The sequence below is a fragment of the Paenibacillus sp. Paensp38 genome (assembly GCF_059491915.1).
On the sequence record NZ_CP168516.1, the window covers coordinates 240277 to 264580 of the forward strand.

The window sequence follows — 24304 nt, forward strand, 5'->3', positions numbered from 1 at the left end:
TCCCTAGGTTTAACGCTATGAAGTCTCTCTTACAGATGTCGGAGGTACGACCTCCGAACGAAGAGAGGCTTTTTTGCATGATGAAAAAAGATAGATCAATAGGAAATGTCACATTTATTATGGGATTTAGGCTGTTTTCATCAAATCGCCATCGTTATGACACAGCTTTGACACGATGTTCACATTTTCGATTCTATTTCATTTAAATTTATTCTATATAATGGGGATAATCTGAAGCCGGATCATGACACCATGGTGAAGGTAGTTGAGTGAGTCATTTTCTAAAAGGTGACCGCTGCATATGTAAGAATGTGAATACTGTCACAAATGTAGAAGACTTCAGATTACAGACACTATAAATCAATGTTAAGAGAAGTACAGGGGGAGGAGCAACATCATGGACGTATTGGATTTGGCACGGTTGCAGTTTGCAACCACAACGATTCTTCACTTTGTTTATGTGCCGATCTCCATTGGATTGTCGTTATTGGTGGCAATTATGGAGACTATGTATGTTATTAAGAAAAATGACTTGTACAAAAAAATGGCTCAATTCTGGGGAACGTTTCTGCTGATTAACTTTGCACTGGGCGTAGTCACCGGGATTTTGCAAGAATTTCAGTTCGGGATGAACTGGTCGGACTTTTCCCGTTTTGTGGGTGATGTATTTGGTACGCCGCTGGCGATTGAAGCGCTGCTTGCATTTTTCCTGGAATCGACCTTTATCGGATTATGGGTATTCGGTTGGGAAAGATTGTCCAAAACGGTCCATTTAATTTGTATGTGGTTGGTATCGATCGGTACGATGTTATCGGCATTATGGATTCTAGCTGCTAATTCCTTCATGCAGCGTCCAGTAGGCTATGAGATTCAAAATGGACGTGCAGAAATGAAAGATTTTGCTGCTCTGCTAACGAATGAACAACTGTTATGGGAATTCCCACATACATTGTTTGCTGCTTTTGCGACAGGAGCATTTCTGATCGCGGGTATCAGTGCATGGAAGCTGATGCACAAAAAGAATCTGGACTTTTTTAAACCTTCTTTCAAATTGAGCATTATTGTTGCATTAATTAGTGCCATTGCTATTCCGTTGTTTGGTCATGGACAGGCTCAATATTTAGTGAAAACACAACCGATGAAGATGGCTGCCAGTGAGGGCTTATGGGAGAACAGTGGTGACCCCGCTCCTTGGACCGTTATCGCATGGATTGATCCTGAAAAAAAGGAAAATACCTTTGAGATTAAAGTTCCTTTTGCTTTGAGTTTTCTATCCTATAGTAAATTTACTGGCTCTGTGCCCGGTATGAATGAGCTTCAGGCAGAATATGAGAAAACCTATGGTCCGGGCGACTATATCCCGCCAGTACGTACCACGTTCTGGAGCTTCCGTATTATGATTGCGGCGGGATGTGGGATGATTGCACTCGCTTTATACGGAGCTTACCTGACGTTCCGTAAAAAGCTGGAAGGTTCACATCGCTGGTTCTTCCGTCTTATGATATGGGGGATATCCCTTCCGTTCATTGGAAATACTTCAGGTTGGATCATGACTGAAATAGGTCGCCAACCGTGGACTGTATTTGGTTTGCTTCAAACGAAAGATTCTGTTTCGCCTACAGTTGTGGCAGGAGAAGTGCTATTCTCGTTCATCTCATTTACCACATTGTATTTAATTTTAACAGGTGTGCTGGCGTTTCTGTTTTACCGTACGGCTCGCAAAGGTCCAGATATTGAGCCACATCAGCAAACGGTAATTCATGATCCTTTTGCTCAAGGGGGTGACACCATTGTCGCTAAATGATTTATGGTTCTTATTGATCGCTGTGCTGTTTACGGGCTTCTTTTTTCTGGAGGGCTTTGATTTTGGCGTAGGAATGGCTACGGGATTGGTGCCGCGCAATGACCAACAAAAACGTTTGATGATCAATACGATTGGCCCATTCTGGGATGCCAACGAAGTGTGGCTGATTACAGCAGCAGGTGCAATGTTTGCCGCTTTTCCGCATTTTTATGCGACTATGTTCAGCGGATATTATCTCGTATTTGTGTTTATTTTGCTAGGTTTGATCTTGCGTGGAGTTTCTTTTGAGTTCCGCGGCAAGGCTGAAGGAAAATGGTGGACAGGAACGTGGGATGCCTGCATTCTGATTGGCAGCTTTCTACCACCGATGCTGTTCGGTATGGCTTTTGCGGCTTTGGTGAAAGGTGTACCTATTCAGCAAAACATGGATTTGAAAGCTGGATTTTCTGATGTATTCAATGGATACACCGTATGGATTGGGCTGACAGTGGTCGGGATGTGCCTAATGCACGGACTGACGTTTATTTCTCTGCGGACGATTGGAGAAGTACGGGATCGTGCTCGCGTGATGGCATCCAAATTTCTTCCGGTATTGGGCATTTTACTCGCTGGCATGGTGGTATGGACTTATTTGGCAACGGATTTATTTGCACGTCGCGGTCCCTTTATGTATGCTGCGGTAGCAGTCGGAATTGTCGCCTATGTGCTGACGTGGTACTTCCTGAAGCAGCGCCGCGAAGGATGGGCCTTCGGGATGACAGGTGCAGTGATTTTGCTGACCTTCGTTTCGTTATTCGTCGGTTTGTTCCCAAGATTTATGGTGAGCTCGATTAACAGTGCTTTTGATTTGACGATTTATAATGCAAGCTCCAGTCATTACACCCTGAAAGCCATGACGATTGTTGCAGCAACGCTTTTACCCTTTGTGCTGGCTTATCAGGCGTGGAGCTATTTTGTTTTCCATAAGCGTCTCAGTGAGAAGGATCATTTGGAATACTAATGGATAAGGCATGGTTTGAATTAAAGGGCATTCGGCCAGTGATGCTGCTACTGGCTGCCCTTTCCCTGCTCCAGGGGGCCGCGGTGATTGCACAAGCAGTCTTCTTGGCAAAGGCTGTTACGATTTTGTTTGAACAAAATCCGCTGGTGATGGCTTGGCCGTCGCTGGCGTTGTTTTTCGCTGCTTTTGCAACGAGGCATACGGCGATCTGGCTGCAACGCCGGACAGCAGGCCGTTTTGCTGAAGCTTCAGGCGCTTCCTTACGGGAGCGTCTGCTTGCACGTTTGTTCGAACGGGGGCCGGGTTTTGCAGCGCAGGAAGGTAGCGGCAAGTTGGTGACGCTGGCGCTGGACGGCATGGATCGTTTTCGCACGTATTTGGAACTGTCCATTCCTCGAATGATTGACATGATGGCTGTCACTATACTTGTACTTGTGTATGTTTTCACATTGGATGTCATTTCAGGTGTGATTTTGACGACTACGATGCCGATCCTGGTAGGCTTCTTTATTTTGCTCGGCTTGGCAGCGCGGAAGCAGGCAGACAAGCAGTGGCGTTCCTATCGTCTGTTATCTCATCATTTCACGGATTCGCTGCGTGGACTTCAGACACTAAGGTTTTTGGGTCGTAGCCAAGAGCATGGGGAAACGGTTGGGAAGGTCAGCGACCAATACCGCACGGCAACAATGCGCACGCTGCGGGTAGCGTTTCTTTCCTCATTTGCCCTTGATTTTTTTAGTATGCTATCGGTCGCTTTTGTTGCGGTAGGCTTGGGTTTGCGCCTGATTAGTGGCTCGGTGGGTTTGGAGGCAGCGCTTGCGGTGCTTATTCTGGCCCCAGAATATTTTATGCCCATACGCCAGTTGGGATCAGACTATCATGCTTCACTGGATGGTAAGGAGGCTTGGGGAGCAATCCGCTCCATTCTCAGTAAAGAAGATGACGCGACCGAGCCGAATAAACAGGCAGCTAACGATAAAGGATTGGACATCACGGGACAGGACATTCTTGAGCTGTCCGATGTGTGCCTCCTTAATGAAGACGGTTCGGCTCGGCTTGAACATGTGTCTGCCAATGTTGAACCGCACATGAACATGATCGGCATCGTTGGAGCTAGCGGTGCAGGCAAAACGACGCTGCTTAGCCTGCTTGGCGGTTTTGCTGATCCCACTTCGGGCGAACTGCTCCTGAATGGATGCAGATTGGCTGGGGATGCAAAAGCTGAATGGCAACGGCATATTGCGTATATTCCACAGCATTCATACCTGTTTAGCGCTTCTCTGGCAGATAATATTCGTTTTTATGAACCGGAGGCATCCAACCAGCAGGTGGAGTGGGCGGTTGACGCGGTTGGACTACGTGAACTGGTAGACGGTCTTCCGGGTGGAATGAATGAGTCCATTGGTGAAGCGGGTAGGACGTTGAGCGGAGGACAGGCGCAGCGGATTGCATTGGCGCGGGCGTTGCTCAGTAACCGTCCGGTCATTTTATTGGATGAGCCTACGGCGCATCTGGATATTGAGACAGAGTGGGAGCTAAAACAGACGATTTTATCGGTTTTGAAACACAAAAGAGTGTTTCTTGCCACCCACCGGCTACATTGGATGCCAGATATGGACTGTGTCTGGATGATGAATCAAGGTCGTCTGGAAGAAGTAGGTTCCCATCAGCAATTGATTGCCCGTAAGGGGGCATATTACCGATTGCTGACGGGGATGTCGGAAGGAGGGAACGGACGATATGAGAGTAACGGATAATAGCAGACAAGGCTGGTTTGTGACGTATCTGAGACAATATTTTTGGGCCTTTCTGCTAGCTGCTCTTTTGGGCGCGCTGGCCATTGGATGTGCGGGCGCGTTGCTTTTTACGTCCGGTCATCTGATTACCCGTTCGGCCTTAAAACCGGAAAATATATTAATGGTGTACGTTCCAATTGTGCTTGTGCGAACATTTGGTTTTAGTAAAGCGGTTATTCAGTACCTGGAACGCTTGGTAGGACATGATGCCGCACTGCGTCTGGTGTCCCGTATGCGGGTACGCTTATATCGGGCAGTAGAACCGCAGGCGCTGATGATCCGCAGCAAATTCCGTACAGGGGATTTATTGGGGTTGCTGGCAGAGGATATTGAGCAGCTTCAAAACATCTATCTGAAGCTAGTTCTGCCTGCGCTATCGGCTTTGCTGATTTATGCAGCAGGCATCTCGGCGCTCGGACGGATGGACGGAACCTTTGCCTTGCTTATGGCGCTATATGGAGGATTTTTGCTTTTTATTGCCCCAGCTATCTCACTATGGACCTCACTCGCCAAACGGCGAATGTTCAAGCAGGAACGGAGTAAAGCCTATCAGGACCTGACGGATGCTCTGTTCGGCATGAGTGATCTGGTGCTGAGCGGACGGACTGGGCATTTCCTGAGTACCTTTACACAACGGCACAATAGGGCTGCCGTGATGGAAAATTCACTTCGCCGGGGCGAGTGGCGTTCTCATTGGATGGCACAATGCGTTGTAGGCGGTGGGATTGTGATTATGACTGTGTGGGCCGGAGGCCTAGTAGCACAGAATCGTATAGAAGCCACATGCCTGGCATCCTTTGCCCTTGTGGCTTTTCCGTTGCTGGATGCCTTCGTTCGCGCTGGAGAAGCAGTGGTGCATGCACCGGAGTATCAGGATTCCCTTCGACGGTTGAAGGATTCGGAGAAAGACACACCTACACCTGTGTCATCATCGCTTCCGGTTACTGTGGATGCAGGACACCCAGCAGCAGGCGGCACAGCTGACACTATAGATGAGCAGGCTGCCGCTCTGGGATTGGGCCACGGAGGAGACCTGCTGCTGAACAACGTAAGCTACCGCTATGCGGCAACGCAGGAATGGAGCGTGCGTGGTATCTCCTTGCACGTACCGCAGGGGGGCAAGGTTGCATTGCTTGGTCGCAGTGGTGCGGGCAAGTCCACGCTACTGAATCTGATTCAGGGAGCATTGCAGCCTGATGAAGGGAGCGTCACTGTCGCAGGGATTCCCGTATACACAGGTGGAGCATACTCCAATCTATTTGCGGTGCTGAACCAGCAGCCGTATTTATTCGATACAACGGTAGCGAACAATATTCGGCTGGGACGACCCGATGCTACGCTGGATGAGGTGCGTGCAGTGACGAAGCAGGTAGGGCTTGGAACTCTAATTGATTCTTTGCCGGAGGGCTACGATACCCGAATGCATGAGACGGGCCTTCGTTTTTCCGGTGGAGAAAAACAGCGAATTGCACTGGCGCGGATTTTGCTGCAAAATCACCCGATTGTTTTGCTGGATGAGCCGACAGTGGGGCTTGACCCGCTGACAGAGCATGAGCTCATGCAGACGATGTTTCGTGTGCTGAAGGGCAAAACATTGATCTGGATCACGCATCATCTCACAGGAATGGAGCATATGGACGAGGTGATCTTTATGGAGCAGGGCACCATTTCCATGCGTGGCAGTCATGAGCAGCTGTGGCAGGAGCAGTCTCGTTACCGTAATCTGTATGAGCTGGATCATCCGAGCCTGTGAAATGAGGTATTTAAAATTTTGATTAACTTTTATATACTGGTTAGAGTTGATGCGTCACATGCAGACATTCAACTGGAGAGGCTGATATGAATGAAAACACTAATCTCTAAGCATTGGCATTTGATGCTGATTGGTTTTGTAGCCCTGAGCATGGGCGGGTTTGTCTTGTTTTATTTTCAGGGGAGCGTGTCGTCGTTTCCGGCCATTCAACCTAAACAAGCTCAGGAAGAGCCAGACAAAACTAAATATGAGATTGTTACAGTGGGTGTAAAAGGGGACGGTTTCTATCCTAAAAATATTGAAGTGAAAGCCGGCGTTCCAACCAAAATCAATTTCAAGAAAATGACATCCTTCACTTGCATTGATGAAGTGCAGTCGTTGAAGATCGGAATGGACGTTTACCTGGATCACGAAAATAATTATTTTACCGTCCAGGACTTGAAACCAGGCGTATATGAGTACAATTGCGGTATGTACATGTACTACGGGACCATCACAGTAAAATAAATCAAAAAAGCTTTCTGGCACATTGATGCCAGAAAGCTTTTTTTCCTTCAATCAATCATTAGGTTAATTGCGACAGTGTGTATATACCATCCACCACCTGTGGTGCAGTATGCATTATCCTTTTTGCATTATGCTTTATCCTTTACCCTTTACCTCTGATCAGCTTACATTGCTGATCTTTTGTTTTTTACAAGACTTCTTTCAGGGAATTTACATTAGAACGGAACAGGCGGAATGTGCTGGACAAGCGAAGCGGTCGCCTTAAAGCTTTCTGCAGGAAAGCTCGCATCGCAAGCATAAACTGTCCCCGGCTTTCTACCTTTGTGTGCTTATTCAAGAAATCCGGGGACAACAGCGATGGGAAGCACCATCCGCATGCGTAGTGGCACGAATGTAATTTTTTTCATCCCATATATCTAATTTTGAACTGATTTTTCTCCTAATTCGTCGGGTATCCGCTTCCAAGCCAGCAAAGTATGATAATAGTATCTAGAGATGAGGAGGAGCTTGTTATGGGATCTTCAACTGAAACCGCTTCCAACAATAGTGCTTTGATTCCTGAATCCAATAGGGGAAGACCACGCAAGGCTCGCGGCCCGAAGCCTGACCGTGGTAAAAAAGGCTTGTGGGACAGTGTGAAGCAGCAAAAGTATCTTTATTTTATGTCCATTCCTTTCGTCATATGGGTGTTTGTTTTCAGCTATCTTCCGCTTTGGGGCTGGACGATGGCGTTTCAAAATTATAAGCCAGCCAAATCTTTTACGGACCAGAAATGGGTAGGGCTGGATAACTTTATTGAGCTATTTCAGGATGAACGATTTTATCTGGTATTACGCAATACGCTAGCGATGAGCCTGATGGGGATTGTATTTGGTTTTGTCGTACCGATCTTCTTTGCAATTCTGTTAAATGAGCTGCGTGGTATGCTGTTCAAACGGTTTGTGCAGACAATATCCTACCTCCCGCATTTTGTATCCTGGGTAGTTGTGGCCGGCTTGGTCACCAAGATGCTGTCCATTGACGGAGGCATTGTCAACGATGTATTGGTAGCGCTTCATATTGTGGATGAACCGATTCAGTTCATGGCAAAGGGGAGCTGGTTCTGGTACATTGTAACCGCTTCCGACATATGGAAAGAGACAGGTTGGAATACGATTATTTATTTAGCTGCAATCACCGGAATTGATCAAGAACAGTATGAAGCATCGCGCGTGGATGGAGCGAGTCGTTGGAGACAGATGTGGCATATTACACTGCCGGGTATCCGCTCGACGATTGCCATTCTGTTCATTATGGCGATTGGACATCTGGTGAGCAATGGTTTTGAAAAGCAGTTCTTGCTTGGCAATAGTCTTGTGACGGATTATTCCGAGGTGCTGGATCTGTACGCGCTCAATTACGGGATTAATTTGGGGCGCTTCTCTTACGGGACGGCAATTGGTATTTTCAACTCGCTGGTTAGCATTCTGCTGTTGTTTACGGCGAACGGTATATTCAAAAAACTGACCAAAGAAAGCATCATGTAGGGAGGGAGAAGCGAAATGACGAATAAGGCATTTAATGCTACCCGGTCTGAGAAGCTGTTTGACCTGTTCAACTATATCCTCATGGCTCTGATCGTGGTGTTGACGCTGTACCCGTTTCTGAACGTACTTGCGATTTCCCTGAACAATTCAACGGACACGGTTCGTGGTGGTATTTATATATGGCCCCGCCAATTTACGCTCGAAAATTACAAAACGATTTTCCAGTACGATGGCCTTCTTCAGGGACTGCAAATATCTATTCTTCGTACTTTGGTCGGGACGGTACTCGGATTGATCTGCGCATCTATGCTTGCTTTTACATTGAGTCGGGTCGAGTTTCGTGCTCGTAAGTTTATTTCTACGTTTTTGGCGTTGACGATGTATTTTTCCGGCGGGATGGTGCCCGTGTTTATTTTGATGCGGGATTTGCATCTGCTAGGTTCGTTTTGGGTGTACATTTTTCCAGGCTTAATCAGTGCATTTAACGTGTTTGTCATTCGTTCCTTTATGGATGGTTTGCCGTATGCGTTGCAGGAGTCTGCCAAACTCGATGGAGCAAATGATTTTACGATTTACTGGAGAATTATTTTGCCGCTGTGCAAACCAGTATTGGCAACGATTGCTCTTTTTCTGGCAGTAGGTCAGTGGAATGCTTGGTTTGATACGTATTTATACAACGGTGGGGCGTCGCAATGGACGACGTTACAGTATGAGCTGATGAAAATACTGCAAAGTACGCAGCAAGGCGGCTCCAGTATGACGAATAGCAACGACATGGCTAAACAAATGGCTCAAATTTCACCAGAGTCGATCAAAATGGCAATCACGATTACGGTTACGCTCCCCATCCTGATGGTGTATCCGTTCTTGCAAAAGTATTTTGTAGGCGGTATGACGCTGGGGGCAGTGAAATCATAAAAGCCAGGATTCTGGCAGTAAATAGTAGTTATTTGCAGGAGAAGTCATCATAAGAATATAGGAGGATTTATACATGAAAAAACACTGGTCCAGATTTGCACTGATTCCCTTGCTCGCGGTGTCACTTACCGCACTCGCAGGTTGTGGGGGAAGCGATAAAGCAGCGAAGGAGAGCACATCCAGCGGTACAGACCCGATTACGTTTAGCTTCTTCGGAGCAGATACAAGCCCACAATGGAACGGAATGAAGGATGAAATAGGCAAGGAAATCACCAAGAAAACAGGTGTAACCTTGAATGCGGAATTTGATGTCAGCGGTGGAGGTGGAGATGACCGAATTGCTTTGATGGCAGCAAGTGGAGAATACCCGGACTTGGTTTCTCCTAAAGCGAATATTAATAAGCTTGTGGATGCGGGGGCCATGATTGATCTGACAGATCTGATCAACGATCACGCACCTAATCTCAAAAAGCTATATGGACCCTATATGGATCGTTTGAAATACAGTAATAAGGATCAATCCATCTATGTCCTTCCTACGTATGCAGGTGTGGGACAGGAAAGTTTTGACGCGACAGGGGGATTTGAAATTCAGCATAAGGTGCTCAAGGAGTTAGGTTATCCAAAGGTAAGAACGCTACAGGATTATGAAAACGTACTCAAAACCTATACTGCCAAGCATCCGACGATCAATGGCAAAAAAACAATCCCACTCACGCTGGATGCAGATGATTGGAGAATTATGATTACCGTAACGAATCCTGCCTTCCAGACGACTGGAGCGCCGGATGATGGTGAATATTTTATTGATCCCAAAACATTTGAAGCCAAACTTCATTACAAACGTCCAGAAGAAAAGGAATATTTTCGGTGGTTGAACCACATGTACAATGAAGGGCTGCTCGATAAAGATTCGTTTGTGCAAAAAAGTGATCAATACAAATCCAAAATTGCCAGCGGCCGTGTCCTCGGTCTGATTGACCAGGAGTGGGGGTATCAGGATGCTGAAAATGCATTAAAAGCGTCCGGTAAGGCTGATGCCAGCTACGCGCATTTTCCAGTTACACTTTCGGAGGAATACAAGGATCGTTCCTTTCAGGATATGGGCTTCGTGTCCGGTTATGGTGTAGGTATTACGGAAAATTGCAAGGACCCGGTGCGGGCTATAAAATTCCTTGATTATTTAGCTTCCGATGAAGGACAGGTGCTAGTGAACTGGGGGATCGAGGGCAAGCATTATGAGATCAAAGATGGCAAACGCATCATTCCGGCTGATGTGCTGGAGCAAAAAACGAACAATGCAACCAACTTCAGCAAATCCACGGGTATAGATTTGTACACGCTCATCAGCGGACACTATGGTGACGGCGTGAAGGACCCTACGGGTAACTACTATACTGCCAAATTCCCGGAGCAAATTATCGCGGCTTATTCGAAGCCGGAGAAAGAATCCCTTAAAGCATATGGCGTAAAAACGTGGAAAGATCTGTTCCCAGACAAGAAAGAATTTGATGTAAAGCCTTGGGGCGCAGCCTATAACCTGACAACAGACAATGAATCCAACTATAACGTTACATTCAAAAAAACGACCGACATTATCCGCAAACGTATACCCGAAGCTATTTTAGCACCAGCTTCCAATTTTGATACGGTATACGACAACATGATTAAAGAACTGGATGCCGCCGGAGCTGTCCAAATGGAACAGCAATACACGCAACTGGTGAAGGACAGAGTGGAGTTATGGAGCGGTAAGGCTTCTAAATAGCTGACTGCTGTTAACGAGATTTGAATGCCGGAATGACAGAGCGCTTGTCCTTGGGGTCCATACAGGATTAGCGCTCTGTTTAATCCTGATAGGGGAGGTTTTGATGTGATGAAAAGCGAAAAGCCACAATCCCTGCGTTTATGGTACCGCCAGCCTGCTGAGGTATGGGAGGAAGCATTGCCAGTCGGCAATGGAAGGCTGGGAGCTATGGTATTTGGCGGAATCAGAGAGGAGCATTTGCAATTAAACGAGGATACGCTCTGGTCCGGGTTTCCTAGAGATGGCGTTCAGTATGATGTATTGCGATATTTGCAGCCTGCCAGAAAGCTGATTGCAGATGGAAAATACAAGGAAGCGGAACAACTGATTAATACGAATATGCTAGGTCGCGATACGGAAGCCTATCAGCCTTTGGGAGATTTGTGGATTACGCAGGAGGGCCTAGGGGAAATTGTGCATTATGAACGGAAACTGGATTTGCTGACCGGAACCGCAGCCGTCACTTTTCAGAGTGATGGAGTCCGCTATACCCGTGAAGTTATCGCCAGTGCGCCAGATGGAATCATCATGGTGTCACTGACTGCGAATAAGCTTGGGAAGATCCATGCATCCGTGCGCATCACTTCCCCCCATCCTTGTGAAGACGAGGTTGGAGAGGATGTACATTTTGGTGATTCAACCAAATGGGATAGCGATAAAGAGGATGATCCATCCGAGGAGCCATCCGGGGACTTTATGACATTGACTGGACGAGCGCCCAGTCATGTCGAATCTAATTATCACGGTGATCATCCACAGTCTGTCGTTTATGAAAATGATTTGGGGATGGCTTTTGCAGTTCAGGCGAGGGTTATTCCCGAGGGAGGAACCTTGACGAAGGACACTGATGGTGCGCTGATCATCTCAGGCGCAGATAAAATCACGGTGTATTTGGCAGCAGCTACTGGATTTAGGGGATTTCACGCTATGCCGAATAGTGATGCAACGGAGTCAGCAGAAGCATGTCAAGTCATTTTAGACGGAGCAATTTCGCTGGGAACTGAGCAGGTGCGGCAACGCCATGAACAGGATCATCGAAAGCTGTTTGACCGCGTTGCATTAGAACTGGGAGGTGATACTCTAACCGACGAATTCGTTCTACCGACCGATCTGCGATTAGAACGTTATCAGAAAGGTCAGGCCGACCCGGGGCTGGAAGTGCTGTTATTTCAGTATGGCCGCTATTTGCTCATGGGTAGCTCGCGTCCGGGGAGTCAGCCTGCCAATCTTCAGGGCATCTGGAATGACCGGGTGCAGCCGCCGTGGAACAGTAATTATACAACCAATATTAATACTCAGATGAACTATTGGCCCGCAGAAGTATGCAATCTTGCCGAGTGCCATGAACCCTTGCTGCACATGATTGGAGAAGTGGCTCGTACGGGACGGAGGGTAGCCTCCATCCATTATGGTGCTCAAGGATGGGCGGCTCATCACAATGTAGATGTGTGGAGATACGCCGGACCTTCAGGGGGCCATGCCAGCTGGGCATTTTGGCCGCTTGGAGGTGTATGGCTAACTGCTCACCTATGGGAGCGCTATCTGTTTACCTTGGATACAGCCTATTTGGCAGAACAAGCTTATCCGCTCATGAAGGGGGCGGCAGCCTTTTGCATGGACTGGCTCGTAGAAGGCCCGGAGGGTCAGCTTGTGACGTCCCCATCCACATCACCTGAAAATAAATTCAAAACGACGGATGGCGAGGATTGCAGTATATCTATGGGCTCTACCATGGATATGACGCTGATTCGAGAGCTGTTGGGGAACTGCATTCAAGCTGCGGATCTGCTGGAACTAGACGATGAGTTCCGCAACCGCTGCGAGGAGACACGAGACAGATTAATGTCCTATCAAATTGGTCGCCACGGTCAGCTACAGGAATGGTTTGTCGATTTTGAGGAAGCGGAGCCTGGGCATCGACATGTTTCGCATCTATATGGGTTATATCCTGGTCGACAAATTCACATCCGTGATACCCCGGAGCTAGCTGAGGCGGCTCGCATATCGTTGCGTCGACGGCTTGATCACGGTGGTGGGCATACCGGATGGAGCTGTGCCTGGTTGATTAATCTGTACGCTCGACTGGAAGATGGCGACGCCGCACATCGGTATGTTCGCACGTTGCTGTCGCGATCGACCTATCCTAATTTATTTGACGCTCACCCGCCTTTTCAGATCGACGGTAATTTTGGTGCGACGGCGGGGATCGCAGAAATGCTGCTACAAAGCCGTCCGGGAGAGCTGACGTTACTGCCTGCCCTGCCAACGGCATGGCCGGAGGGACGGGTCAGTGGATTGAAGGGACATGGCGGGATGACGGTCGGCATGGAATGGTCCGGTTCCCGGCTTGTCCGTGCAGAACTGGCCACATCCATCTCAGCAGGAAGCTGCACGATTCGCAGTGCACATCCATTTAGCGCAGATGCTCGTCAGGCTCTGCCTGATCCTGAGCACGGAGGATTTATTTTGTCATGGATTTTTACCAAAGAACAGGAAATAACGAACGGACATACGATTATAATTGAAGGAGAGGAATAGACAATATGACCATTTTTCAATTTCCGCAGGACTTTATGTGGGGCACCGCGACGGCAGCCTATCAAATCGAAGGAGCTTATGAGGAGGATGGGAGAGGCTTGTCGATCTGGGATACCTTTGCCCATACGCCTGGCAAAGTATTCAACGGTGATAACGGCAATGTAGCTTGTGACAGCTATCATCGCTACGAGGAAGATATCCGCCTAATGAAGGAGCTGGGCATTCGTACATACCGTTTTTCCGTGTCCTGGCCGCGTATATTTCCCAATGGTGACGGTGAAGTCAATCAAGAAGGATTGGACTATTATCATCGCGTAGTCGATTTGTTGAACGAAAACGGGATTGAACCGTTTTGTACACTGTACCATTGGGATCTGCCTCAAGCGCTTCAGGATGCTGGAGGATGGGAGAATCGTCACACGATTCAAGCATTTGTCCAGTATGCAGAAACGATGTTCCGCGAGTTCCACGGTAAAATACACCATTGGCTAACATTCAATGAACCGTGGTGTATCGCCTTTTTATCCAATATGCTGGGTGTTCATGCCCCAGGTCTGACAAATCTTCAGACAGCCATTGATGTAGGACATCATCTGCTAGTTGCACATGGTCTTTCTGTGCGCCGCTTCCGTGAGCTGGGCACCAGTGGCCAGATCGGTATCGCTCCCAATGTCTCATGGGCTGTCCCTTACAGTACATCTGAGGAAGATAAAGCTGCTTGTGCGCGCACCATTTCCCTGCACAGTGACTGGTTTCTTCAACCTATTTATCAAGGCTCGTATCCTCAGTTTTTGGTAGACTGGTTCGCGGAGCAGGGAGCTACCGTGCCTATTCAGGATGGTGATATGGATATTATTGGCGAGCCTATTGATATGATCGGTATTAATTACTATAGTATGTCGGTTAATCGCTTTAATCCTGAAGCCGGGTTTCTTCAATCTGAAGAAATCAATATGGGGCTACCTGTAACAGATATCGGCTGGCCAGTGGAGTCGCGTGGGCTGTACGAGGTACTGCATTATTTGCAAAAATACGGTAACCTCGATATTTATATCACAGAGAATGGGGCTTGTATCAACGATGATGTCGTGAATGGCAAGGTTCAGGATGACCGTCGCATTTCGTATATGCAGCAGCATTTGGTGCAGGTACACCGGGCGATTCATGACGGCCTTCATGTCAAAGGATATATGGCATGGTCACTTATGGACAATTTTGAGTGGGCAGAGGGATATAATATGAGATTTGGCATGATTCATGTCGATTTTCGCACACAGGTCCGCACCCCGAAGGAAAGTTACTATTGGTATCGAAATATAGTAAGTAATAACTGGTTGGAGACCAGACGTTAAACGAAGAGCAATTTTTTTAAAAAATATAGCAAAGACGGATCTGTCTTCATTCCCTTTTGTTTGAATACTGGGTCTTCCGGGGTAATAATAGTCAGGATATGCAGAGGGTTGTTTCAGGTATGTAGAGACCAAAGGGAATAAAGAAGCAAGATGTGTGCATACTGACAAAAATACCGAACGAGGGCGTTAAAATTATTTTGGACCGAAGGGAGTGGAGGGGATGGCTGCAAATTTTAGAAAATCAGGATCAACTGACGGGCAGATGAGCCGTACGGTATCTGTTATCGCTTTGATCGCTTGTATTGCAGGTATTATCCTTATTTTGCTTGATATAGGAAATTTGACTGATCGAAATATATATTTAATGACAGGCATTGGCTGCGTTGTTGCCGGGATTTTTATTTTTCTCGTTGGGAAATCATTTGTCATTGCACGCAAGAAGGAAGACCAGGAAAACGGTCGCAGTTAATAAAATTAAAAATGATTTAAAGCAAATATATACTGAAAACAACAACGTGGGGCTTCGAGCAGTGTAGGATGATAACTGTAGGGAGTCCCGCTTTTTTCTTTAATATAACTTCTTTAAGATACACAAATAACGTTTTTAATATGTCATCTTTGAATTATAATATATTTTGAATTTGCAAGAGAAATTTTATTTTTAGAGATATTTTTCACAAAAATCGGACAAATAATCGACAATTCTGTTAACAATAAAAAAAGTGGCCGCTTTTCTGCTATCTTATATAGGGGCAACATTACAGGAGTTCGTTAAGTTTTGAGTAATTTATTATTTAAGGAGAGGGGAACAACATGAACAAAAAACCAAAAGCGATTATTGCGTTGGTTTTGACCGTGCTCACGGTAGCATTGCTCATTTGGACGTGTTTTTATGCTGGCGGAAAATACGTTGTTTTCGATCCGAAAGGACCCATTGGGCAAGCACAAAAAGAGCTGATCATTCTTACAACGGCATTGTCTGCGCTAATAATTGTACCGGTCATGATTTTGACTTTCTTCATCATTTGGCGGTATCGTGATACACCGACAAACAAGGTGAAGTACCAACCCCACTGGGATGACAGCAAAAAGCTGGAGACCACATGGTGGGCTATTCCAATTATCGTTATCTGTATTATTGCGGTTATTACTGCAAGATATACCTACTTGCTGGAGCCTTCCAAGCCGTTGGCAAGTACGCAAAAGCCAGTAACCATTCAAGTGACTTCACTGGACTGGAAATGGCTCTTTATGTACCCAGAGGAAGGTATAGCTACAGTTAACCAAGTTCACATTCCTAAAGGTGTTCCAGTCCGTTTTGAACTGACTGCTGACGCACCGATGAACTCGTTCTGGATTCCGCAATTGGGCGGACAAATCTACACCATGTCAGGCATGGCTATGAAACTGCATTTGCAGGCCGATCACGAAGGAACTTACTTTGGTTCGGGTGCAAACTTTAGCGGTGAGCATTTTGGACAAATGCGTTTTGATGTAGAGGTCCAGTCGGATGAAGAGTATAAAAACTGGGTCGCTGACATCAAGAAGCAGTCTAAGCCGCTGACGAAAGACGGCTATTTGGCGCTTGCAAAACCAGGTTTGTCCCAGCCTGATGAGTATTCTTCGATTCCAGATGGCTTGTTCAAAGAGATTGTCAACAAGTATGTAGTGGAAGGGGCTCCTAACCCCCATGCTGGACATGGCGGAGCTACATCCACAGAAGATTCAACCAAGTCCGGCACAGAAGATCATGCTGGAATGGACATGAGTCATATGAATATGAGCGGACACAATTAAATGATTATAAGGAAGGAGGCCCCCAATGCTTGACAAAATAAAAGAGTTTGCATCCACTTTCTTCGTTACTGGAGACCCAATGATCTATGGAGCGGACGTCTCCATCGCATTAGCGACGATCGGGATCGTGTTTGTGCTCACTTATTTCAAAAAATGGGGCTGGCTTTGGAAAAACTGGTTGACTACTGTTGACCATAAAAAAGTCGGTATTATGTATATTCTTGCGGCCATCTTGATGTTATTCCGCGGAGGCGTGGATGCATTATTGATGCGTGTTCAACTGGCTACACCGGATGTGACACTTCTGCATCCTGAGCATTACAATCAGATTTTCACAACTCACGGCACGATCATGATCCTGTTTATGGCGATGCCGTTGATGTTTGGTTTGTTTAATATCGCCGTACCCCTTCAAATTGGTGCGCGCGACGTTGCGTTTCCTTTCCTGAACGCATTGAGCTTTTGGCTTTTCTTTATGGGAGCGATGTTGTTCAACTTGTCCTTTGTTATCGGCGGTTCGCCAGATGCAGGGTGGTTGAGTTATCCACCGCTTTCAGAACTGCAATTTAGTCCTGGCGTCGGTCAGAACTTCTATATCTGGGGTATTCAGATTTCTGGTATAGGTTCATTGGCTACGGGGATCAACTTTATTGTGACCATTATTAAAATGCGTGCACCTGGTATGACTTGGATGAAAATGCCTGTCTTTACGTGGTCCGTATTTTCGTCATGTGTTATTATCATTTTCGCATTCCCGATTCTGACGGTTACTTTGGCATTGCTGTTCCTTGACCGCTTTGGAGGAGGACACTTCTTTACGCTTGATTTCGGCGGTAACCCGATGATGTATATCAACTTGATCTGGATGTGGGGTCACCCTGAGGTATACATTGTAGTTTTGCCTGCCTTCGGTATTTATTCCGAGGTCATCAGTGTATTCTCCAAAAAGAAATTGTTTGGCTACAAATCCATGGTTTACGCTATGTTCATGATTGCGATCCTGTCCTTCTTCACCTGGGCGCATCACTTCTTCACGATGGGATCAGGCGCAGATGTTAATGCATTCTTTGCGATTTCGACGATGGTTATCGCTATACCGACAGGGGTTAAAGTATTTAACTGGCTGTTCACGATGTATCGGGGTAAGATTACATTCAAGACCCCTATGATGTGGTCAATTGCTTTTATTCCGAACTTCTTGATTGCTGGTTTGACGGGCGTCATGTTGTCTGTAGCGCCTGCTGACTTCCAGTTCCATAACAGTTACTTCTTGATCGCTCACTTTCACTCCGCTCTGATTGGTGGTGTAGTGTTTGGTTACTTGGCAGGTCTGTACTATTGGTGGCCTAAAATGTTCGGTTTCACATTGCCTGAAACGCCTGGTAAATGGGCTTTCTGGTTCTGGAACATCGGTTTCTATGTATGTTTTATTCCACAATATTCTCTCGGTCTGATGGGTATGACGCGTCGTCTGAGCACTTATGGCTGGGATACCGGCTGGCAGCCGCTTAACCTCGTTTCGACCGTTGGGGCATTCCTGATGGGGATTGGGTTCTTGTTCCAGGTTCTTCAAATTCTTCTGGGCATCAAGAATTACCGCAAGCTGAAGGATACAACAGGCGACCCTTGGGGTGGCCATACGTTGGAATGGTCGATACCTTCACCTGCACCGGAATACAATTTTGCTACCATTCCACAAGTAGAAGAACGTGATGACTGGTGGGCAGAAAAAGATAAACGTGCAAAAGGTATTTTCAGAAAGCAACCGCCAATTGAAGCGATTCATATGCCGAAAAACTCGGCGATTCCATTCATTATGTCGGTATTCTTTTTCATTGCAGGTTTCGGGTTCGTATTCGGATGGTCGTTCTTCTATATTCCAGGGCTGATCGGTGTGGCAATTTGTATGATTTGCCGTTCGTTCTTCTCCTACGATGGCGACTACTATATCCCTGCGGATGAAGTAAAACGCACGGAAGCGGCAATAAGGGGGTCTGTATAATGGCACAAGCTGCAGCACATCACAGCCATGATCATGACCACGGGCATCACGATCCGCAAGAGCTGAAGATGCTTGGTTTTTGGATCTTCCTCGTAACGGACGTAATCCTGTTCAGTACCTTGTTCGCAACCTTCGTTGTCCTTCGGAATAACACGGCCGGAGGACCAGGTGGCGCAGAGCTGTTTAACATGACGGGCGTTATTATTGAAACGTTCCTCTTGCTCACGAGCAGCTTCACAAGTGGTCTGGCTGTGTTGGCTATGAACAAAGGAAGCATGAAGGGATTAATCAGCTGGTTAATCGTAACAGCGATCCTGGGTCTTGGTTTTATCGGTTTTGAAGTTTACGAGTTTGTTGAAATGGTACACGAAGGAGCCAATTTTGGAACCAGTGCGTTCTTGTCGGCATTCTTCACTCTAGTCGGAACGCACGGACTTCACGTTTCGTTAGGTCTGGTTTGGATGATTGGACTCATGTTCCAGTTGAAAAAACGCGGGCTTACACCAGAGACGAAGGGGAAAGTTTCGGCATTGAGCTTGTACTGGCACTTTTTGGACGCTGTCTGGATCTTCTTGCTGACAGTCGTCTATTTGATGGGGGTGATGTAGATGGCACAGCATCAATCAGGAGCGGGTTCGCATGGTCATGATGATTCTCACGGTTCAGTGAAATCCTATGTTATCGGGTTTATTCTGTCCATCGTACTGACCATCATTCCTCTCTTCGTGGTGATGAATCATATGTTGAGCCGCACTTCGACCATGGTTGTTATTTTAGCCGCGGCAGTGCTGCAATTTCTGGTTCAGCTTTTCTTCTTCATGCACATCCGTGAAAGCAATGGACCACGTTGGAATGTTATGACCTTGATTCTTGGTGTAGTGATCCTGTTGACCGTCGTTGGTGGTTCAGTATGGATTATGGAATACAACATGGTAGCACACTAAAAATCACACAAGTACAAACTAATTAGGAAAGAAGGAGCGGACTTAGAACCGCTTCTTCTTTTTTTGTGTTGCTTATTAAAATTAAAACTGTGGCTTCTTGAACTCAAGTTTACATATGTGTAAAATGGAATTGTATAACAGTAGAGTGAAAACGATAATACTAGTGGAGAGCGGAGGGAAAAGTAATGAACACAGAATTACTGTTTAAACCTTTTAAGGCAGGTAATTTAACTCTTCCCAATCGGATTGTTATGGCGCCAATGACACGAAATTTTTCTCCTCAAGGTATCCCAGGGCCTGACGTGGTGATGTATTATCGTCGGCGTGCAGAAAATGCGGTTGGTTTGATTATTACGGAGGGAACTGCTATTAATCATCCCGCAGCTGTAGAGCACACCAGCATTCCTAATTTTTATGGTGAGGGATTAAAGGGGTGGGCCAAGGTAGTCGAGGAGGTTCATGCGGTAGGTGGCAAGATTATACCGCAGCTCTGGCATGTGGGTACAGCTCGCCAAATAGGTGCGGATAACCAACCGAATCCCGAGGCATTGCCTGTCGGTCCGTCCGGTATTTCTCCTGCCGGTGAAAAGGTAGTTGAGCCGTTGACCGAGACCGAGATTGCTGATATTATCGCAGCCTATGCTCAGGCCGCTGCCGATGCCCAGCGAGTGGGTTTTGACGGTATTGAGCTCCATGGAGCACATGGCTATTTAATTGATCAGTTTTTCTGGGACAAAACGAATAAGCGTACCGATCAATATGGAGGCAATCTGGTCCAGCGTACTCGGTTTGCGGTGGAGGTCATTGGGGCTTGTCGTCGTGCAGTAGGGCCGGATTTCCCAATTATACTGCGATTCTCCCAGTGGAAGATGTACCACTATGAAGAAAAGCTGGCACAGACACCTCAGGAACTTGAACAGTTTCTCGCTCCATTAGTGAAGGCAGGAGTGGATGTATTCCATTGCTCAAGCCGCCGTTTTTGGGAACCGGAATTTGAAGGGTCCGATCTAAACCTGGCAGCTTGGACGAAAAAGATAACAGGTAAGCCAGTTATTACTGTAGGCTCCATTGGCTTGGAGAAGGCGTTTTTGAGTGATTTTGAAAAAAATAATAATCGTCAAACCGAACAATCCAGTAGTGTAGAGGCAAGATTAGAACAACTCGTGGGGCAAGTAGAACGAGAGGAAGCTGATCTGGTTGCGGTTGGACGTGCTTTGCTGGTTGATCCAGCGTTTGCGGTGAAGTTACGTGATCAACAAATAGAAGAAATTATTCCTTACAGTGATGAAGTATTAAAGACGCTGAATTAAGCTTTATGTACTGTAAAGCTATAGCGTTAGGCAAGCATTTGAGACTTGGAAGTCTTCTGTTACAGGGCAAGCTGTAATATAAGCTATTCGTAAACTCTACGAATTTGCTATAATAGGAGCATCAAGTCGAAATACACGGGGTGAAAAGGATGAATTCTGAAACGGAAGCTTTGGATTGCGAGCCGGCTTGTCACGGTTCAGATCAGGAAATCGAGCGCATAAAATCTTCCCTTGTTGAGGATTCCATCGCATACAAAATGTCGGAGCTGTTTAAAGCTTTGGGTGACCCGACACGAATCAAGCTGATTTATGCCCTGGCACAAAAAGAACTGTGTGTTCATGATCTGACCCAGGTGCTCAATATGGGACAATCTGCGGTATCCCACCAGCTTCGTTATTTGCGCAACCTGCGTATTGTCAAACGACGCAAAGAAGGCAAAACGGTGTTTTATTCACTGGATGATAATCATGTGGAGCAGATCTTTTTGCAAACCCATCAACACATATCACATCAATAATCTTTTGGGATAAAACAACAGAGGGCGCCAAGCGATTGGCGCTCTTTTGGCGTTTGTCCGTTGAAGTCGATTTTTTTGTTAAAAAGGGCTAGATGTCATTGACTTTTGACCCTGATCCTGAATATAATGACCTTAATAAATAATATATGAACAGTTGCTCATATATAGTTAATTGGAGGCCAATGATTATGGATGCTCTAAAAAGAACGGAACGGCATGAATGGATTTTGGAAGGTTTGGATTGCGCCAACTGTGCGCTCAAGATTGAAAATGGAGTCAGTAAAATAGAAGGGGTCATGGATTGCTCGGTCAATTTTGTTACGAAAACGTTGACGATGACCACAAGTTCGGATCAAAAAGAAGAGGTTTTTCGCCAGACGGAACGGAAGGTTCATAGACTTGAGCCACATGTTCGGATGGTGGTAAAAAGTGCCCGGGGCCACCTACATGAAGACAGTCGAAGCCATGCTGGTGCAGTACAATCAGATAGCGTAGAGGATTGTGCATGCGGTCATGAGCATAATGATGAAGGTGAAGGACATACACACGAGCATCACAACCACCATGCAGAGCACAAACATGGTGAATCCACCCATGCTCATTCACATTCGCATGGAGATGATAGCCACGCTGGGCATACGCATGATCACGGTACGAACGGTATGCGCCGCATGATTGCGCGTTTGGCTATTGGTGCGGTCGTTGCGGCTGTTGCCTGGTGGTTACCTGTCGAAGGTGTAGGCAAGCTGGCCCTATTTTTACTGGCATATATCATCGTTGGCGGTGATGTTGTCTTGCAGGCTGCACGCAGTCTGGTGCGTGGAATGGCCTTTGACGAGTACTTCCTGATGACGCTGGCTACTGTTGGTGCATTTGCGATTGGGGAATACCCGGAAGGCGTAGCTGTCATGTTCTTTTATCAAATCGGAGAACTGTTTCAAGGTGTTGCAGTTAACCGTTCACGTAAGTCCATCAGTGATCTGATGGATATTAGACCGGACTATGCGAACCTGAAGACGGCTGAGTCCGTACGGAGAGTGTCTCCAGAAGACGTTCGCATTGGGGATTTGATTGTGATTAAGCCAGGCGAGAAGATCCCACTGGACGGTAAAGTTGTAGATGGTAAATCGCATGTGGATACCTCTGCGTTGACTGGTGAATCGGTGCCTCGTACTGTGGAGCCAGGAAGTAGCGTGTTGAGTGGATTTATCAATACGAACGGGCTTCTAACGGTAGAGGTTAGCAAAGAGTTTAGTGAATCCGCGGTCTCTAAAATTTTGGAATTAGTGCAAAATGCGAGTGCCAAAAAAGCGCCGACTGAAAAGTTTATCACGAAATTTTCCAGATACTATACTCCCGTAGTGGTTATTGTAGCGCTGTTGTTGGCGGTTGTTCCACCGCTTGTTGTGCCAGGTGCACAATTTGCAGATTGGGTGTACCGTGCGCTTGTTTTCCTCGTTATTTCTTGTCCATGTGCGCTGGTAGTATCTATTCCATTGGGCTTCTTTGGGGGAATCGGGGCAGCCTCCCGTTCAGGTATTCTGATCAAGGGCGGGAATTATCTTGAAGCTCTGAATCATGTAAAATACGCTGTTTTTGATAAAACAGGCACACTCACCAAAGGTGTTTTCCGTGTAACAGGGATTTATCCTGCCGGGGATTTTACAAACGAAACCCTGCTCGAAACCGCCGCTTTGGCGGAGCTGCATTCGACACATCCTATTGCTGCATCTTTGCGTGAATCCTACGGTAAAGAACTCAGAGCAGAACGGGTTCAGCAGTATAGTGAAATATCCGGTCACGGGATTCAGGCACAAATAGATGGTCGTCTGGTATCGGCCGGGAACGCCAAGCTGATGGAGCGGGAACATGTTGCTTTTAACGTGGCGCAGCAAGCAGGGACGCTGGATGAAGGAACGGTCGTACATGTGGCGGTAGACGGAACGTATGCCGGGTGCATTCTGATTTCAGATGAGGTTAAGGAAGACGCAGCCCAAACGGTTACTTCACTGAAAAAGTTGGGTGTGGTGAAAACCATCATGCTGACGGGTGACAATCGGACAGTTGCCGAGAATGTAGGACGACAGCTGGGTTTGGATGAAGTAAGGGCAGAGCTGTTACCTCAGCACAAAGCCGAAGCCATCGAGCAGTTGTCTGCAAGTAAAAAAACGAGCGACAAAATTTTGTTCGTGGGCGATGGAATCAATGATACACCCGTACTGGCGCTGGCCGATGTCGGTGTAGCGATGGGTGGCTTGGGTTCGGACGCTGCGATTGAGGCGGCAGATATCGTAATCATGAACGACGAGCCTTCAAGGCTGGTTACGGCCATCCATATCGCCAAGCGCACACGTCGTATCGTATGGCAAAACATCATTTTTGCACTAGGTGTCAAAGCTGTGTTTCTTACGCTGGGAGCATTCGGTATTGCTACGATGTGGGAGGCTGTATTTTCCGATGTAGGTGTAACATTGCTAGCCGTATTGAATGTGATGCGTGTATTGAAGGTTCGTTCTTACGAGTAAAAAATAAACACCCCCGGGTTAACATCGGATGTAGGCATCCTGTGAAAACCGGGGGTGTTTATTTTATAGGTTCCTTTTTCGAGTGGTCTTGTACCAGCAGTATAGAGATTACTTGTGGGTTGTAGGGGAGCTGTGCCCAGATGTATAAATGCGTGGCGTGCCTAATACGTTAAGGTAGGGGCTTTACAAGTAAGGCCCATGTAAGAT

General features: G+C 46.7%; 18 protein-coding genes. All 18 read left to right on the top strand.

What is annotated here, in order from left to right; genetic code table 11:
* Positions 1 to 397: 397 nt before the first annotated feature.
* Positions 398 to 1804, top strand: coding sequence for a cytochrome ubiquinol oxidase subunit I (locus tag ACEN8J_RS01060; RefSeq protein WP_495594177.1), 1407 nt, complete (start codon positions 398 to 400; stop codon positions 1802 to 1804).
* On the top strand, positions 1791 to 2804 hold the full coding sequence (gene cydB / locus ACEN8J_RS01065) for a cytochrome d ubiquinol oxidase subunit II (protein ID WP_495594178.1): 1014 nt from the start codon (positions 1791 to 1793) through the stop codon (positions 2802 to 2804). Before ACEN8J_RS01060 ends, cydB begins: the two co-directional genes overlap by 14 nt.
* Positions 2804 to 4561, top strand: coding sequence for a thiol reductant ABC exporter subunit CydD (gene cydD / locus ACEN8J_RS01070; protein WP_069011656.1), 1758 nt, complete (start codon positions 2804 to 2806; stop codon positions 4559 to 4561). The genes cydB and cydD overlap by 1 nt, the downstream gene beginning before the upstream one ends.
* Entirely contained in the window at positions 4545 to 6353 is a 1809-nt protein-coding gene (gene cydC / locus ACEN8J_RS01075) for a thiol reductant ABC exporter subunit CydC (protein ID WP_069011657.1), read from the top strand. Before cydD ends, cydC begins: the two co-directional genes overlap by 17 nt.
* Positions 6354 to 6443: 90 nt before the next feature.
* On the top strand, positions 6444 to 6860 hold the full coding sequence (locus ACEN8J_RS01080) for a cupredoxin domain-containing protein (protein ID WP_209949899.1): 417 nt from the start codon (positions 6444 to 6446) through the stop codon (positions 6858 to 6860).
* Between the two features lie 512 nt (positions 6861 to 7372).
* Positions 7373 to 8386 carry an ABC transporter permease gene (locus ACEN8J_RS01085; RefSeq protein WP_029519240.1) on the top strand — a complete coding sequence of 338 codons (1014 nt, stop codon included), beginning with the start codon at positions 7373 to 7375 and terminating at the stop codon, positions 8384 to 8386.
* A 15-nt stretch (positions 8387 to 8401) separates the two neighbouring features.
* The gene (locus ACEN8J_RS01090; RefSeq protein ID WP_029519239.1) at positions 8402 to 9304 is read left to right on the top strand and encodes a carbohydrate ABC transporter permease; all 903 of its coding nucleotides are present in this window, start codon (positions 8402 to 8404) and stop codon (positions 9302 to 9304) included.
* Between the two features lie 73 nt (positions 9305 to 9377).
* The gene (locus ACEN8J_RS01095) at positions 9378 to 11072 is read left to right on the top strand and encodes an ABC transporter substrate-binding protein (protein ID WP_039273751.1); all 1695 of its coding nucleotides are present in this window, start codon (positions 9378 to 9380) and stop codon (positions 11070 to 11072) included.
* A 105-nt stretch (positions 11073 to 11177) separates the two neighbouring features.
* Positions 11178 to 13649 (top strand): glycoside hydrolase family 95 protein, encoded by a 2472-nt coding sequence (locus ACEN8J_RS01100; RefSeq protein WP_495594179.1) that lies wholly within the window; start codon positions 11178 to 11180, stop codon positions 13647 to 13649.
* A 5-nt stretch (positions 13650 to 13654) separates the two neighbouring features.
* Complete coding sequence (locus ACEN8J_RS01105; protein ID WP_029519234.1) at positions 13655 to 15001, top strand: GH1 family beta-glucosidase; 1347 nt, start codon at positions 13655 to 13657, stop codon at positions 14999 to 15001.
* 220 nt (positions 15002 to 15221) lie between these two features.
* Complete coding sequence (locus ACEN8J_RS01110; RefSeq protein ID WP_029519233.1) at positions 15222 to 15470, top strand: hypothetical protein; 249 nt, start codon at positions 15222 to 15224, stop codon at positions 15468 to 15470.
* Between the two features lie 344 nt (positions 15471 to 15814).
* Entirely contained in the window at positions 15815 to 16798 is a 984-nt protein-coding gene (cyoA, locus tag ACEN8J_RS01115; protein WP_029519232.1) for a ubiquinol oxidase subunit II, read from the top strand.
* A gap of 25 nt (positions 16799 to 16823) precedes the next feature.
* The gene (locus ACEN8J_RS01120) at positions 16824 to 18800 is read left to right on the top strand and encodes a cbb3-type cytochrome c oxidase subunit I (RefSeq protein WP_025723659.1); all 1977 of its coding nucleotides are present in this window, start codon (positions 16824 to 16826) and stop codon (positions 18798 to 18800) included.
* Entirely contained in the window at positions 18800 to 19408 is a 609-nt protein-coding gene (cyoC, locus tag ACEN8J_RS01125; RefSeq protein WP_013373104.1) for a cytochrome o ubiquinol oxidase subunit III, read from the top strand. Before ACEN8J_RS01120 ends, cyoC begins: the two co-directional genes overlap by 1 nt.
* The gene (cyoD, locus tag ACEN8J_RS01130; protein WP_029519230.1) at positions 19409 to 19744 is read left to right on the top strand and encodes a cytochrome o ubiquinol oxidase subunit IV; all 336 of its coding nucleotides are present in this window, start codon (positions 19409 to 19411) and stop codon (positions 19742 to 19744) included.
* Positions 19745 to 19929: 185 nt separating this feature from the next.
* Positions 19930 to 21054: an NADH:flavin oxidoreductase gene (locus tag ACEN8J_RS01135; protein ID WP_495594180.1), complete on the top strand. Its 1125-nt coding sequence runs from the start codon at positions 19930 to 19932 to the stop codon at positions 21052 to 21054.
* 149 nt (positions 21055 to 21203) lie between these two features.
* On the top strand, positions 21204 to 21572 hold the full coding sequence (locus ACEN8J_RS01140) for an ArsR/SmtB family transcription factor (RefSeq protein ID WP_007432172.1): 369 nt from the start codon (positions 21204 to 21206) through the stop codon (positions 21570 to 21572).
* A gap of 188 nt (positions 21573 to 21760) precedes the next feature.
* Positions 21761 to 24097, top strand: a complete 2337-nt coding sequence (locus ACEN8J_RS01145; RefSeq protein WP_495594181.1) for a heavy metal translocating P-type ATPase — start codon at positions 21761 to 21763, stop codon at positions 24095 to 24097.
* Positions 24098 to 24304: the final 207 nt, after the last annotated feature.

Excerpts from the sequence above, each read along its gene's own strand:
- cyoA (WP_029519232.1), top strand. The coding sequence starts at position 15,815 with ATGAACAAAAAACCAAAAGCGATTATTGCGTTGGTTTTGACCGTGCTC.
- ACEN8J_RS01120 (WP_025723659.1), top strand. The coding sequence starts at position 16,824 with ATGCTTGACAAAATAAAAGAGTTTGCATCCACTTTCTTCGTTACTGGA.
- ACEN8J_RS01135 (WP_495594180.1), top strand. The coding sequence starts at position 19,930 with ATGAACACAGAATTACTGTTTAAACCTTTTAAGGCAGGTAATTTAACT.
- ACEN8J_RS01060 (WP_495594177.1), top strand. The coding sequence starts at position 398 with ATGGACGTATTGGATTTGGCACGGTTGCAGTTTGCAACCACAACGATT.
- cydC (WP_069011657.1), top strand. The coding sequence starts at position 4,545 with ATGAGAGTAACGGATAATAGCAGACAAGGCTGGTTTGTGACGTATCTG.
- ACEN8J_RS01140 (WP_007432172.1), top strand. The coding sequence starts at position 21,204 with ATGAATTCTGAAACGGAAGCTTTGGATTGCGAGCCGGCTTGTCACGGT.
- ACEN8J_RS01090 (WP_029519239.1), top strand. The coding sequence starts at position 8,402 with ATGACGAATAAGGCATTTAATGCTACCCGGTCTGAGAAGCTGTTTGAC.
- ACEN8J_RS01095 (WP_039273751.1), top strand. The coding sequence starts at position 9,378 with ATGAAAAAACACTGGTCCAGATTTGCACTGATTCCCTTGCTCGCGGTG.
- ACEN8J_RS01080 (WP_209949899.1), top strand. The coding sequence starts at position 6,444 with ATGAAAACACTAATCTCTAAGCATTGGCATTTGATGCTGATTGGTTTT.
- cydD (WP_069011656.1), top strand. The coding sequence starts at position 2,804 with ATGGATAAGGCATGGTTTGAATTAAAGGGCATTCGGCCAGTGATGCTG.
- ACEN8J_RS01110 (WP_029519233.1), top strand. The coding sequence starts at position 15,222 with ATGGCTGCAAATTTTAGAAAATCAGGATCAACTGACGGGCAGATGAGC.
- ACEN8J_RS01145 (WP_495594181.1), top strand. The coding sequence starts at position 21,761 with ATGGATGCTCTAAAAAGAACGGAACGGCATGAATGGATTTTGGAAGGT.
- cyoC (WP_013373104.1), top strand. The coding sequence starts at position 18,800 with ATGGCACAAGCTGCAGCACATCACAGCCATGATCATGACCACGGGCAT.
- ACEN8J_RS01105 (WP_029519234.1), top strand. The coding sequence starts at position 13,655 with ATGACCATTTTTCAATTTCCGCAGGACTTTATGTGGGGCACCGCGACG.
- ACEN8J_RS01085 (WP_029519240.1), top strand. The coding sequence starts at position 7,373 with ATGGGATCTTCAACTGAAACCGCTTCCAACAATAGTGCTTTGATTCCT.
- cyoD (WP_029519230.1), top strand. The coding sequence starts at position 19,409 with ATGGCACAGCATCAATCAGGAGCGGGTTCGCATGGTCATGATGATTCT.